Raw genomic sequence first — 12,384 nt, forward strand, 5'->3', positions numbered from 1 at the left:
ACACCATGGGACTCTTGACCTTCAGCATCAACGTCACCCTGGACGGCTGCGTCGACCACCAGGAAGGAATCGCCGACGACGAGATACACGCCTTCTTCACCCGCCTCATGGACGAGAGCGGGGCGATGCTGTGGGGCCGCGTCACCTACGAGATGATGGAGAGCTACTGGCCAGCGGTCGCCCGCGGCGACGCGGAGGCACCGCCGGCGATGCGCGAGTGGGCGGTCAAGCTGGAGGCCAAGCCGAAGTACGTGGTGTCCTCGACGCGAAAGGACTTCCCCTGGACCAACAGCCACCACATCGCCGGCGACCTGCGCACGGGCGTACAGAAGCTCAAGGACGCGACCCCGGACGGCGTGCTCCTCGGTAGCGGCAAGCTCGCGACCGAGCTGGACCGGCTGGATCTGATCGACGAGTACAAGTTACTCGTCCACCCCAGGATCGCCGGCCACGGCCCGACCCTGTACGAGAGCGGGCTGCCCAGCACGCGACGGCTCGAGTTGATCTCGGCGAAGCCGCTCCGCAGCGGCGCGGTCGCCATGCACTACCGGCGCGCGCGCTGACTCGGAGATGGGTCATGTCGCCTAACAACGCGCTGCACTCGGACGGGCCTCGCGTTGCTCGGCCCGCCGGTGAGCGCGGGCGTTAAGGCGACAGCCAATGATCGTCCCTGCGCAAGCCACGGAATGGGTATCCGATGCCGGGCTATCGGTGCGCGGCCACCTAATTCCAATTTTGGGCAGCTTCTTGCTGGTATCGATGTTGGCAGCAAAGCGATCGCTGAGAGACCATCTAAAGGTTCCGCTTGGACTTTTCGTAACGTACTTGGTCGCCACAGGAGCATTGTGGGCAGTCACATTCTTCGGGTTTGGAAACATGTACACCGCATTGATCGTTGCGGTATTGGTGCATTTGATGCCTTGGCCAGTCTTCATCGTTATCGTGGTCGCCTTTTTTCAAGCACGTGGTCAAGCCGAGCGAAATGCGTCTTAACAGATCAGTCAACACGGACGCCCAGGGGCGTCCCGCCGCTGCGCGGCGTCCTCTTGGGCGCCGGTTACCTCCGTTAGCCCTCATGAACTCCCTACCAATTCGATCGTTCGCGGCGTGCTTCTTGACGCTGCTATGCCAACTCTGCATGGCGCAGAGCTCGGAGTGTGACTCCGGACAAGTTTCGCACGCGGGAGAGGCTGAGTGCTTGCGCGAAGAGTATCGTGGGATTGATCGCCTCATACTCCGGAAGATGGATCAACTGATTAAGGTCGTGGAACCTGCGGACATGCTTACTGCTCCGCGTGAGGAGCGGGATGCGAAGCGGAAGCAGATTCAGGATTCCGTGCGCCGAGCAGATACCCTCTGGCGCGAGTCGTTGAAGGTTGAGTGCGACGCCCTGATCGCCGCCTCATACGGAATGGGAAATGGAGATGACGTCGCCTCCCTGCGTTGCCGAATCGGTCGCACTCAGGCCCGTATCAAACATCTCAACACCTCGGAGGAATATCAATGGCTGTGGCGGTGATGAGGGCTAACAGGTCAATCGACACGGACGTCCTCGCAGCGGGCTTCGCCCGCCTATGGGCCACCGGTCATTTCCGACGTTAACCGCCTGGGGAGCTACATGATCGGTGCAACTGTCGGAAGAGTTTGCGCAACCCTGCGTCTCGAAGGCCTGTGCGTGTTGGTGGCATCTGTCTTCGCGTACTCGCAGTTTGGTGCTGGCTGGGGCCTGTTCTTCGCGTGCTTCCTGCTGCCCGATCTCTCATTCCTTGGGTATCTCGCGGGCCCACGTGTCGGCGCGTTCACATACAACGCGGCCCATTCATACATCGGGGTGGTCGGGTGCTTCGTGATTTCGTTGACCTGGCCGTCGCAGCTGCCGTTTGCGGTGGGTCTCATATGGGCCGCGCACATAGGGTTTGACCGGGCGCTTGGTTACGGGCTCAAGTACAGCAAAGGCTTCAGCTTCACGCACTTGGGTCCTATAGGCCGCTCGGCGCGCGAGGCGGCTACCCGAACGTGCCGCCGGCAGTGACCGACCCAACACCTGGCTAGAGAGGCTGGCGAAGGCGGGTTTCCCCAATAGGGCGGGATGCCAGAAGGGCCACAACGACGTGAGCAAGGTGTCAAAGCAGCCCAAAATCCGGCACACTTCTGGCATGCTGAAAAATACCCCACCGTGAACCATCCAGGCTTGCGCACGTGCGCTCCGCCGCTTGAAAAACGGGTTTATATACAGCCTCGTTAGGCGCTTACGAGTTTTACACGGTTAGTGGAGAGATTTAGTTGAACACCAAGGCTTACCTCGAGCGCATCAACTATCGTGGTTCGCTTGCTCCTACTGCTGAGACCTTGCGTGAGTTGCAAGTCGCGCATCTGTTGGCTGTGCCTTTTGAGAATCTAAGTATTCATGCCAAAGAGCCGATTGTTCTTGAGGATGAAGCTCTGTTTACCAAGATCGTTGAGCATAGACGCGGTGGCTTTTGCTATGAGGCCAACGGTCTGTTTGCTGCCTTATTGCGTGGACTGGGCTTTGATGTGGCTATGCTGTCAGCCGGAGTTGCGAATGGCGAAGGCGGATTCGGCCCGGACTTCGACCACATGGCGCTGATGGTTTCGTTAGATCGGCGTTGGCTTGTGGACGTGGGCTTTGGGGATTCGTTCCTTGAGCCGCTGCTGCTTGATGACCGGGGCGAGCAAGTGGAGGGAGAACGCACCTACCGCATTCTTGAGGATGGTGCGCACTTGATTCTGGCGCGGCGTGATAGTGGGGAAGAATGGAAGGCTCAGTATCGCTTTACCTTACGGCCCCATGAGTATGCCGACTATGCCGAGATGTGCCGCTACCACCAGACTTCTCCACAGTCGCATTTCACCAGAGCACGCATCTGCTCGCGGGTGACCGAGGAAGGGCGCATTACCCTGAGCGGGATGCGTTTTATCACAACGTCCAAGAATGGCGGACGGCAAGAGCGAATCTTAACGAGTCAAGATGAGTACGCAGACATACTGCGAGAGCATTTTGGCATTGGAATGACAAGCTAGTGCTATGAGCTCTTTTGTATTTACGCCGCGCTTAACAAGCAACACCACTGATCCGCAATCGATCGTGAACACACTGAGAAGACCATGAAGACACAAGAACGCGAAGAGCTGCTCCAGGTACTGAAGGCACGCTTCGAGAACAACATGCACCGACATGTCGGAATCGCATGGGCAGACGTACAGGCCAAGCTCGAAGGCAATCCTGATGCACTTGGGTCGCTACAAGGAATGGAAGCCACGGGTGGTGAACCGGACGTCATTGGTCAGGACAAAGAGTCCGGTCACTTCACCTTCTGCGACTGTTCCCCAGAAAGTCCCATAGGACGCAGAAGTACCTGTTACGACGTTGAAGCGCGTGAGTCCCGGAAAGAGAACAAGCCAGAGAACAGCGCAGTCGAAATGGCCACCGCGATGGGCATCAACCTTCTGACGGAGGAGCGGTACCTAGAGTTGCAGAAGCTCGGTGACTTTGATACGAAGACTTCCAGCTGGATCAAAACGCCGTCTGACGTTAGAGCGCTGGGTGGAGCCCTCTTCTGTGATCGACGCTATGGCAAGGTGTTCGTTTATCACAACGGCGCGCAGTCGTACTACGCTGCCAGAGGCTTCCGCGGTTCACTTCGAGTCTGAATCTTGTGCAACGCAGCGCCGGTGCCGCCGTTGTTCCAATAGGGCGGGATACCAGACAGGCCACAACGACGTGAGCAAGTGTCAAAGCAGGCCAAAATCCGGCACACTTCGGGCATGTCTGAAAAATACTCCACTGTGAATCATCCCGGCGTGTGCGCGTGTGCTCAGCCGCTTGAAAACGGGTTTATATACAGCTTCGTTGGCCCTTGTCAGGAGAAAGTGATGGCTTCCGTTCTTTATCGCATTTTGTTTGCTCTGACCTTCTTGATCGTCTGCGCATTCCTGCCACAGAGTGCGATCGCTCAAGCCAGCAACAGCAAGATTGGCGTTGTGCTTATGCATGGCAAGGGTGGCTCCCCGATGAAACATATCTCGGATCTAGTCTCTCCGCTGGAGGGGCAGGGATACCTCGTCGAAAATCTGGAGATGCCCTGGTCAGGAGGCCGCAATTACGATGTCCCTGTCAGTGCGGCTGAGGCAGAAGTCGAGGCGGTATTGAGCTCGCTACGCAGCAAAGGTGCTCAAAAGATATTTGTTGCCGGGCATAGCCAGGGCGGGCTGTTCGCGCTGTATTTCGGAGCCAGGCATGCCGTCGATGGTGTTATTGCGATCGCTCCCGGGGGAAGTGTTGGCAGCTCGTTATTTCGGGAAAAGCTGGGTGAATCCGTCGAGTTGGCACGCAGGCTCGTTGCCGAAGGAAAGGGTGGCGAGAAGGCAAGGCTTTTTGATTTCGAGGGCGCCAAGGGGACCTACCCCGTGATTGCCCCTCCCGCAGCCTACTTGACCTGGTTCGATCCGCAGGGTGCCATGAACCAGCTGGAAGCAATTCAACGCATGAATCCAGCCACGCCTGTCTTGTTCATCGTCCCGACAAACGACTATCCGGCGCTGCTTAAAATCAAGCAGCAGATGTTTGATGCGCTTCCAAGGAATCCTCGTACCAGGTTGTATGAGCCAAGCTCCAGTCACTTGGGTGCACCATCTGCGTCGATCAAGGAAATTGTCGACTGGACGGGTGCAGTGGCGAACGTGCGGTAGGGCTCCCGGACGCGTCGCGTTCCCTGCGTGCGCTTTGGTTGGACGTATCAAATGCTCTCTCTGCAATCATCATTTGAGCGCGCCTGGCGCGATATCGGAGCCAAGTCCAGTGGCTCCTCATTGTACGAAGAGCTAGTGGCGTCGTATGGCGAGCCGCATCGCAAGTACCACACGCTCCAGCATCTCACCGAATGCCTGCAGACGTTCGAAAAAGTTCGTCCGCTTGCGCAAAGACCTGCGGAAGTTGAACTTGCGCTGTGGTTCCATGACGCCATGTACGACGTCAAGCGTGGCGACAACGAAGCGCAAAGTGCTGACTGGTCCAGGCGGGAGCTTGAGGCGGCATCGGTGCCGCCGGACGCAGTCAATCGCGTGCACGATCTTGTCAAGGCCACGCGGCACACAGAGGTTCCAACCCATGGTGACCAGCAACTACTTGTGGATGTGGATCTGTCCATTCTCGGAGCGTCAGACGAGCGATTCAAAGAGTATGAGCAGCAGATTCGGGACGAGTACGCCTTTGTTCCGGGCTGGATATTCAGGCGCAAGCGTCGTGCGATCTTGACATCATTCCTGGGCAGAGGGCGCATCTACAGCACAGACCACTTCCACTTGGCCCTGGAGCAGCGAGCCCGTGAGAATCTCTCTCGTGCCATTTCCGGGAATGCGGGCTAGTTCCAATACGGTGCAGTTAAGCCCTTGCCCCTGGTTTGTCATCCCGGACTTGATCCGGGATCCATGGATTGCGGGTCAGGCCCGCAATGACAAGTCAGGGTTTTGGTCATTCCGATTCAGTCAAGCCCTTGCCCCTGGTTTGTCATCCCGGACTTGATCCGGGATCCATGGATTGCGGGTCAGGCCCGCAATGACAAGTCAAGGTTTTGGTCATTCCGAATCAGGGTGAATAACTTAACTGAACGATATTGGGGCTAGCCCGAAGATCATTGTCATGCCGGGCTTTCAAACCTGTGCCGCGTTAAACAACTTTCATCGTGCGCGCACCGAGGGCAGAATGGCAGTACCGTACGAGTTCAGTCCACTGGGCCTGCCCGATTGGTACCCATGGGTCGAATCGAGCGTTCTTGAGCCCTCTGCGGAAATTGGTAAAGGTGCCCGCCAAGACCGCGTCAACATTCCTGAGGCGCCATCAAAACGCAGGAGGCAACATGTTCATCAACAAACCGGAAGAAGCCGTTCAGGCATTCTTTGACGCATTTAACCGCGGGGATATTGATACCGTCATTGCGCTCTACGAGCCAAAGGCAACTCTGGTGGCACAGCCAGGTCAGATAGTCGAGGGGCACGCGGCCATACGTGAAGCGCTGAACGGCTTCCTCGCGATGAAGCCGACCTTGGTCCCTGAAAAGAAAACGCTGGTCGCAGCCGGCGACATCGCTCTCTCTGTCGTGCAATGGACGCTCAACGGGACAGGTCCTGACGGCGCGCCAGCGCGCATGGACGGCGTGACCTCAGACGTATTGCGCAGACAGGCCGATGGCAGGTGGCTCTTCGTGATCGACAACCCCTGGGGCGCGGGCGTCTTGAGTTGACCATCCGGCCTCAAATGGTGAAAAAGTGACGTCCGGCGTCGCGCAGACGACTGCCTTCGCCGATTTCCTGCTTCACACTATTGGGTCATGAATAAACACCCTTTTGACCAGGCCCTTCGGCTTGAAGCCGCCGGCAGTGACCGGCCCAACACCTGGCTGGGCGCCAGCAGCCCGGCCTACTGGAACATGGTTGGGCCGTTTGGCGGCACCACGGCGGCCACGGCTTTGCAGGCCATCTTGCTGCATCCGTCCTTGCTGGGCGAGCCGATCGCCCTGACCGTGAACTACGCCAGCGCCATGGCTGAAGGGCAATTCAGCATCACGGCCACGCCAGTGCGCACCAACCGCTCGACGCAGCACTGGACGGTTGAGCTGCTGCAGGCCGATGCGTCGGGTGCGGAGGGGGTGGTGATGACCGCGACCGCGGTGACGGCCGCGCGGCGCGAAACCTGGAGCGCGAACGACACGCCCATGCCCGCTGTCGGGTTTTCAGATACCTTGCCTCGGCTGCAGTTCGGCTCGTCCGAGTGGACCCGCCGCTACGACATCCGCGTGGTGCGCGGCATGATCCCGCAGGTCTGGGATGGCGGCGACCAGGGTGGTGAAGAGGGCAGCCTGACGCAGCTCTGGGTACGCGACGAGCCGCCGCGCCCGCTGGACTTTCCCGCGCTGACGGCCATGGCCGATGCGTTTTACCCCCGCGTCTGGCTGCGCCGCGCGACCCGGGTGCCGGCCGGCACGGTGTCGATCACGGTGTACTTTCATGCAGACAGCCGGCAGCTGGCGCAAAGCGGCGAGGGGCATTTGCTGGGCCAGGCGCGCGGCCAGAACTTCCGCAACGGCTTTTTTGACCAGGCCGTGCAGGTCTGGAATCAGGCGGGCGCCCTGCTGGCGACCAGCAGCCAGATGGTGTACTACAAGGAATAACAAGGAATAAACTTGACCGGCGTCCATGGGTCTATAAGACTACAGGACTGTATTTTCGGCATAGCCATGGGGCTTCCCGCACCTGGCCCTCAACCCTGAATCACCATGAACTCATCATCTTCCAGCACCTCTTCCAGCACATCCGCCGGCCCCATTCCCGAAATCCTCAGCCACGTTGAAGCGGGCGTGATGACCATCACGCTGAACCGCCTGGACAAGAAAAACTCCATCACCGCCGCGATGTATGCCGCCCTGGCCGACGCGCTGGAAGCGGCCCACCACGACAGCGCCGTGCGCGCCGTCGTGATCCAGGGGCATGAAACCATTTTCTCGGCGGGCAACGACATCGGCGACTTTTTGAACAAGCCGCCGTCCACGCCCGATGCGCCGGTGTTTCGCTTCCTGCGTGGCATCAGCAGCTTTCCCAAGCCCTTGGTGGCCGCGGTGTGCGGCCCGGCCGTCGGTATTGGCACCACGCTGCTGCTGCACTGCGACCTGGTGTACGCCGGCGACAATGCCGCGTTTTCCATGCCATTTGTCAATCTGGGCCTGTGCCCGGAGGCGGCATCGAGCTTGCTGGTGCCGCAGCTGATGGGTTACCCGCGTGCGGCCGAGGCCCTGCTGCTGGGTGAGCCCTTCATGGCGGAAACCGCGCTGGAGCTTGGCCTGGTCAACCGCATCGTGCCGCCCGCCGAGGCCAATGCGCTGGCGCAGCGGCAGGCGCTCAAGCTGGCGGCCAAGCCGCTGAGTGCGCTGATGGAAACCAAACGCCTGATGAAAAAAGGCCATGCCAGCATCGTGGCCGAACGCATGACCGAAGAGGCTGACAGCTTCGGCCGCATGCTCGGCGAGCCGGCCGCGCGTGAAGCGTTTGGTGCTTTCATGGAGAAGCGCAAGCCGGACTTCTCAAAGGTGTGAGGCGGCGGGACGGGCTCGGGGGTTATCAGGAACAAAGCAAGAAAAAAAGCCTGTCTCTGCTGTCGATATGGGGTGGTGAGCAATCAAAAACATCGCAAATTAAAACAGGAGACGTTCATGAATCTCAAAGGCAAGACCCTCTTCATCACCGGTGCCTCGCGCGGCATCGGGCTGGCCATCGGCAACCGGGCCGCGGCTGACGGCGCCAATGTGGTCATCGTGGCCAAGACCACCGATGCCAACCCCAAGCTGCCCGGCACCATCTACAGCGCGGCCGAAGAAATCCGGGCTTCGGGCGGCCAGGCGCTGGCGCTGGCCGTGGACATCCGCGACGAGGACGCGGTGATAGCCGCCGTGGCCAAGGCCGTGGAGACTTTTGGCGGCATCGACATCCTGGTCAACAACGCCAGCGCCATCAGCCTCACCGACACCGAGCACACGCCGATGAAGCGCTACGACCTGATGAACGGCGTCAATGCGCGCGGCACCTACCTGTGCACGCAGGCCTGCCTGGCCGAGCTGAAGAAATCCGCGCAGGCCGGGCGCAACCCGCATGTACTGACGATGTCGCCGCCGCTGTCGATGAAGCCGCGCTGGTTCGAGCACCACACGGCCTACACCATGGCCAAGTACGGCATGAGCATGTGCACGCTGGGGCATGCGGGCGAGTTCGGGAAGTACGGCATCGCCGTCAACAGCCTGTGGCCGCGCACCGCCATTGCCACCGCCGCGCTGCAGATGCTGCCCGGGGTGGACGTGAAGCGCTGCCGAACGCCCGAGATCCTGTCTGACGCCGCCTACCTGATCCTGACCAGCCCGAGTTCGAACACCGGCAATTTTTATATTGACGACGAACTGCTGGCCGCGCACGGCATCACCGACCTGGAAAAATATTCGGTGACGCCGGGAACGAAAGACTTCATTCCAGACTTCTTTGTCGATTGAGGAAATTGCGATGCCCTACATGCTGCTGATCCACGAGCCCGTCGGGCAGCGGGCGACCCGCACCGAAGCCGAAGGCCGCGCCGTCTACGGGCGCATGCTCACCTTTGCCGATGAGCTGAAGGCCCGCGGCCTGCTGCTGGGCGTCGAGTCGCTGGGCTCGCAGGCCGAGGCCAGCCGGGTCCAGGTCCGCGAAGGCCGGCCCCAGGTTCATGACGGCCCGTTCGCCGAGGCCAAGGAGATGGTCGGCGGGTTCTTCCTGGTCGACTGCGCCAGCCGGGAGGAGGCCGTTGCCATCGCGAAGCAGTGCCCGGCGGCGGAGTGGGCCACGCTCGAGGTGCGGGCGCTGGCGCCTTGTTACGAAGGTTGATCAGTCGAGGCTGATCAGTCGTGTATCTAGGGTTTATACCTAGCTGTCATGTGTCGATTTCCCGTCGGCTTGTTCGTCGTGTGAGTGGAAGCCAGCAATTTGGCTACCGTTTACCCGTTTACCACCCAGGAGAACCGATATGCGATTCATGATCATCGTCAAATCCAACCCCGAGTTCGAGGCCGAGACCACGCCCCAGTCGCCGGACGAAAAGCTGATGGCCGCCATGGCCGACTATCACGAGCAGCTGTCGAAGGCCGGTGTGCTGCTGGACGCCAGCGGCCTGCAGCCCAGCCGCAAGGGCTGGCGCATCCACTACGACGGCCAGAAGCGGACAGTGGTCGACGGCCCATTCGCCGAAAGCAAGGAGCTCATTGCCGGCTTCACCACGATCCAGGTGCGCTCGCGCGAAGAGGCGCTGGAGTGGTCGCGCCGTTTTCCCAACCCCGTGGGCGAGAACGCGCCGGCCGTGATCGAGGTGCGCCAGCTTTACGAGCTGGACGACTTTTCCCCCAGCGAGTCGGTCGAGCGCTTTCGCAAAATGAACACACCCAGCCAGAAGTGAGGGAGCGCGCCATGATCAAGACCCTGGCTCTCATCGCTGTCGCCGCCATTGGCGCGCTGCTGATCTTTGCCGCCACCCGGCCCGACACCTTCCGTGTGCAGCGCAGCGCCAGCATCAAGGCTGCGCCCGACACGCTGTACCCGCTCATCAACGACCTGCGCCAGTTCAACACCTGGAACCCCTACGAGAAGAAAGACCCGGCCATCAAGGGCAGCTATCGCGGCCCGGCCAGCGGCCCCGGAGCGGGCTACGACTTTCAGGGCAACAAGGATGTCGGCAAAGGCAGCATCGAGATCATCGAGTCCTCGCCGCCTGGCAAGGTCACGATGAAGCTCGACATGCTCGAACCCTTTGAAGGGCACAACGTCGTCGAGTTCAGCCTGGCACCGCGCGGCGATGCCACGGAGGTCACCTGGGCCATGCACGGCCCGAGTCTTTTCGTGGGCAAACTGGTGGGCGTGTTCCTCAACATGGACCGCGTGATAGGCCGCGACTTCGAAGCAGGGCTCGCCAACCTGAAGGCTCGGGCCGAGCGCGCCTGAGCGTTCCGTTTTTTTCAATCCGGTTTCAATCCGCCTTTAACTTTGGTTTTAACTCGCGTTTTAACTGGTTTTCAAATTCAATCAATCATTCATTCATTGCTTGTTCCAAGGAGTACCTCATGAGCCGCCAGATTTACGTCAACCTCCCCATCAAGGACATGGAACGCTCGAAGGCGTTCTTCGGCAAACTCGGTTTCAGCTTCAACCCGCAGTTCACCAACGAGCAGGGCGCCTGCATGGTGGTGGCGGACGGCAGCATTTACGTGATGCTGCTGGTCGAAAGCTTCTTCAAGACCTTCACCAAAAAGGCGGTGGCCGACACCACCAGGAGCACCGAGGTGCTGGTGTGCCTGTCGTGCGAGAGCCGCGCCGAGGTGGATGAACTCGTGGCCAAGGCGCGCGCCGCCGGCGCCACCGTGCCTAACGCGCCGCAGGACCACGGCTTCATGTACGGCCATGGCTTCGAGGACCTGGATGGCCACATCTGGGAGCTGGCGTACATGGACATGGCCGCAGCCCCGGCCACGCCCCCGCAGGCCTGAACGGACGGGGCCTGAGGACACTTGCCCATGCATTCAGCCACGCACCAGGCGATTGCCGCGGTCTGGCGCATCGAGTCCGCGAAGATCGTGGCCGCTGTCCTGCGCATGGTGCGTGACATCGGCCTGGCCGAGGAGTTGGCGCAGGACGCCCTGGTGGCGGCGCTGGAGCATTGGCCCACCGAGGGCGTGCCCCATAACCCGGGCGCCTGGCTGATGACCACCGCAAAGAACCGGGCGCTTGACCACCTGCGCCGCCACAAGCTGCTCGACAGCAAGCTGGCGCAGATCGGCCATGACCTGGAGGCGCAGGAGGCGCTGGTCGTACCGGACTTTGTGGATGGGCTCGACGCCGCCCGGGCCGACCAGATCGGCGACGATCTGCTGCGGCTGATCTTCACCGCCTGCCACCCCGTGCTCTCGACCGAAGCACGGGTGGCGCTGACGCTGAGGCTGCTGGGTGGCCTGACGACGCACGAGATTGCCCGGGCCTTCCTGGTGGCCGAGCCAACGATTGCGCAGCGCATCGTCCGCGCCAAACGCACGCTGGGGGAGGCGCGTGTGCCCTTCGAGGTGCCGGTCGGCGACGCGCTGGTCGAGCGGCTGGCTTCGGTGCTCGAGGTGGTTTACCTGGTGTTCAACGAGGGCTACACCGCCACCGCGGGCGAGGACTGGATGCGGCCGGCGCTCACCGACGAGGCCCTGCGCCTGGGCCGCATGCTGGCGGAGCTGGCGCCCGACGAATCCGAGGTGCAGGGACTGGTCGCGTTGATGGAGTTGCAGGCCTCGCGCGCCGCCGCACGCGTCGATGCGTCGGGCCGCCCCGTGTTGCTGGCGCAGCAGGACCGAGGCCGCTGGGACCGGCTGCTGATCCGCAGAGGTCTGGCCGCGCTCGCGCGCGCCGAGGCGCTGTGCGGCGCACGCGGCCATCCGCTCGGCACGTATGCGCTGCAGGCCTCCATTGCGGCCTGCCATGCGCGGGCGCCCACGGCGGCGGAGACCGACTGGGCGCGCATTGCCGCGCTGTACGACGCGCTGGCGCAGACCGCGCCCTCGCCGGTGGTGGAGCTGAACCGGGCGGTCGCCGTCAGCATGGCGTTCGGGCCCGCGGCCGGGCTGGAAATCATTGACGCGCTGCGCCAGGAGCCGTCGCTGCAGGCTTATCAATGGCTGCCCGGCGTGCGCGGGGATCTGCTCGCCAAGCTGGGCCGCCTGGACGAGGCGCGCGCCGAATTCGAGCGGGCGGCGCAGCTGGCCGGCAACCTGCGGGAGCGGGAGCTGCTGCTCGAGCGCGCGCGCGACCTGACTGCATGACAATCAA

The 12,384-nt window shown here is 61.4% G+C and carries 17 protein-coding genes; all 17 read left to right on the plus strand.

Going from position 1 to position 12,384, the window contains the following annotated elements:
- Positions 1-5: 5 nt before the first annotated feature.
- The 17 genes from AC1DUR_RS18205 (at position 6) to AC1DUR_RS18285 (ending at position 12,377) form a co-directional block, all read left to right on the plus strand.
- On the plus strand, positions 6-563 hold the full coding sequence (locus AC1DUR_RS18205) for a dihydrofolate reductase family protein (protein ID WP_477721901.1): 558 nt from the start codon (positions 6-8) through the stop codon (positions 561-563).
- A gap of 97 nt (positions 564-660) precedes the next feature.
- Positions 661-993, plus strand: a complete 333-nt coding sequence (locus AC1DUR_RS18210) for a hypothetical protein (RefSeq protein WP_477721902.1) — start codon at positions 661-663, stop codon at positions 991-993.
- A 145-nt stretch (positions 994-1,138) separates the two neighbouring features.
- The gene (locus AC1DUR_RS18215; protein ID WP_477721938.1) at positions 1,139-1,519 is read left to right on the plus strand and encodes a lysozyme inhibitor LprI family protein; all 381 of its coding nucleotides are present in this window, start codon (positions 1,139-1,141) and stop codon (positions 1,517-1,519) included.
- A gap of 99 nt (positions 1,520-1,618) precedes the next feature.
- Complete coding sequence (locus AC1DUR_RS18220) at positions 1,619-2,032, plus strand: DUF4260 domain-containing protein (protein ID WP_477721903.1); 414 nt, start codon at positions 1,619-1,621, stop codon at positions 2,030-2,032.
- A gap of 251 nt (positions 2,033-2,283) precedes the next feature.
- Positions 2,284-3,042, plus strand: coding sequence for an arylamine N-acetyltransferase family protein (locus AC1DUR_RS18225; RefSeq protein WP_477721904.1), 759 nt, complete (start codon positions 2,284-2,286; stop codon positions 3,040-3,042).
- An 84-nt stretch (positions 3,043-3,126) separates the two neighbouring features.
- Positions 3,127-3,672 carry a DUF4256 domain-containing protein gene (locus AC1DUR_RS18230; RefSeq protein WP_477721905.1) on the plus strand — a complete coding sequence of 182 codons (546 nt, stop codon included), beginning with the start codon at positions 3,127-3,129 and terminating at the stop codon, positions 3,670-3,672.
- A gap of 222 nt (positions 3,673-3,894) precedes the next feature.
- The gene (locus tag AC1DUR_RS18235; protein ID WP_477721906.1) at positions 3,895-4,710 is read left to right on the plus strand and encodes an alpha/beta hydrolase; all 816 of its coding nucleotides are present in this window, start codon (positions 3,895-3,897) and stop codon (positions 4,708-4,710) included.
- Positions 4,711-4,761: 51 nt separating this feature from the next.
- The gene (locus AC1DUR_RS18240; RefSeq protein ID WP_477721907.1) at positions 4,762-5,385 is read left to right on the plus strand and encodes an HD domain-containing protein; all 624 of its coding nucleotides are present in this window, start codon (positions 4,762-4,764) and stop codon (positions 5,383-5,385) included.
- Between the two features lie 491 nt (positions 5,386-5,876).
- A complete protein-coding gene (locus AC1DUR_RS18245) occupies positions 5,877-6,260 on the plus strand; it encodes a YybH family protein (RefSeq protein ID WP_477721908.1) in 384 nt (127 codons plus the stop codon).
- A gap of 87 nt (positions 6,261-6,347) precedes the next feature.
- Positions 6,348-7,187, plus strand: a complete 840-nt coding sequence (locus AC1DUR_RS18250) for an acyl-CoA thioesterase (RefSeq protein ID WP_477721909.1) — start codon at positions 6,348-6,350, stop codon at positions 7,185-7,187.
- 153 nt (positions 7,188-7,340) lie between these two features.
- Positions 7,341-8,105, plus strand: a complete 765-nt coding sequence (locus AC1DUR_RS18255; RefSeq protein ID WP_477721939.1) for an enoyl-CoA hydratase — start codon at positions 7,341-7,343, stop codon at positions 8,103-8,105.
- A gap of 117 nt (positions 8,106-8,222) precedes the next feature.
- Complete coding sequence (locus AC1DUR_RS18260) at positions 8,223-9,050, plus strand: SDR family oxidoreductase (protein ID WP_477721910.1); 828 nt, start codon at positions 8,223-8,225, stop codon at positions 9,048-9,050.
- Positions 9,051-9,060: 10 nt separating this feature from the next.
- Positions 9,061-9,417, plus strand: coding sequence for a YciI family protein (locus AC1DUR_RS18265; protein ID WP_477721911.1), 357 nt, complete (start codon positions 9,061-9,063; stop codon positions 9,415-9,417).
- A gap of 139 nt (positions 9,418-9,556) precedes the next feature.
- On the plus strand, positions 9,557-9,982 hold the full coding sequence (locus AC1DUR_RS18270) for a YciI family protein (RefSeq protein WP_011484809.1): 426 nt from the start codon (positions 9,557-9,559) through the stop codon (positions 9,980-9,982).
- A gap of 11 nt (positions 9,983-9,993) precedes the next feature.
- Positions 9,994-10,524 (plus strand): SRPBCC family protein, encoded by a 531-nt coding sequence (locus AC1DUR_RS18275; protein ID WP_477721912.1) that lies wholly within the window; start codon positions 9,994-9,996, stop codon positions 10,522-10,524.
- Positions 10,525-10,643: 119 nt separating this feature from the next.
- The gene (locus tag AC1DUR_RS18280; RefSeq protein ID WP_477721913.1) at positions 10,644-11,066 is read left to right on the plus strand and encodes a VOC family protein; all 423 of its coding nucleotides are present in this window, start codon (positions 10,644-10,646) and stop codon (positions 11,064-11,066) included.
- Positions 11,067-11,093: 27 nt separating this feature from the next.
- Positions 11,094-12,377: an RNA polymerase sigma factor gene (locus AC1DUR_RS18285; protein WP_477721914.1), complete on the plus strand. Its 1,284-nt coding sequence runs from the start codon at positions 11,094-11,096 to the stop codon at positions 12,375-12,377.
- The last annotated feature ends 7 nt before the right edge of the window (positions 12,378-12,384 follow it).

The sequence above is a fragment of the Polaromonas sp. P4_F4 genome, assembly GCF_056401355.1.

Coding starts and splice junctions, on each gene's coding strand:
- AC1DUR_RS18205 (WP_477721901.1), top strand. CDS start 6: ATGGGACTCTTGACCTTCAGCATCAACGTCACCCTGGACGGCTGCGTC.
- AC1DUR_RS18210 (WP_477721902.1), top strand. CDS start 661: ATGATCGTCCCTGCGCAAGCCACGGAATGGGTATCCGATGCCGGGCTA.
- AC1DUR_RS18215 (WP_477721938.1), top strand. CDS start 1,139: ATGGCGCAGAGCTCGGAGTGTGACTCCGGACAAGTTTCGCACGCGGGA.
- AC1DUR_RS18220 (WP_477721903.1), top strand. CDS start 1,619: ATGATCGGTGCAACTGTCGGAAGAGTTTGCGCAACCCTGCGTCTCGAA.
- AC1DUR_RS18230 (WP_477721905.1), top strand. CDS start 3,127: ATGAAGACACAAGAACGCGAAGAGCTGCTCCAGGTACTGAAGGCACGC.
- AC1DUR_RS18235 (WP_477721906.1), top strand. CDS start 3,895: ATGGCTTCCGTTCTTTATCGCATTTTGTTTGCTCTGACCTTCTTGATC.
- AC1DUR_RS18240 (WP_477721907.1), top strand. CDS start 4,762: ATGCTCTCTCTGCAATCATCATTTGAGCGCGCCTGGCGCGATATCGGA.
- AC1DUR_RS18245 (WP_477721908.1), top strand. CDS start 5,877: ATGTTCATCAACAAACCGGAAGAAGCCGTTCAGGCATTCTTTGACGCA.
- AC1DUR_RS18250 (WP_477721909.1), top strand. CDS start 6,348: ATGAATAAACACCCTTTTGACCAGGCCCTTCGGCTTGAAGCCGCCGGC.
- AC1DUR_RS18260 (WP_477721910.1), top strand. CDS start 8,223: ATGAATCTCAAAGGCAAGACCCTCTTCATCACCGGTGCCTCGCGCGGC.
- AC1DUR_RS18265 (WP_477721911.1), top strand. CDS start 9,061: ATGCCCTACATGCTGCTGATCCACGAGCCCGTCGGGCAGCGGGCGACC.
- AC1DUR_RS18270 (WP_011484809.1), top strand. CDS start 9,557: ATGCGATTCATGATCATCGTCAAATCCAACCCCGAGTTCGAGGCCGAG.
- AC1DUR_RS18275 (WP_477721912.1), top strand. CDS start 9,994: ATGATCAAGACCCTGGCTCTCATCGCTGTCGCCGCCATTGGCGCGCTG.
- AC1DUR_RS18280 (WP_477721913.1), top strand. CDS start 10,644: ATGAGCCGCCAGATTTACGTCAACCTCCCCATCAAGGACATGGAACGC.
- AC1DUR_RS18285 (WP_477721914.1), top strand. CDS start 11,094: ATGCATTCAGCCACGCACCAGGCGATTGCCGCGGTCTGGCGCATCGAG.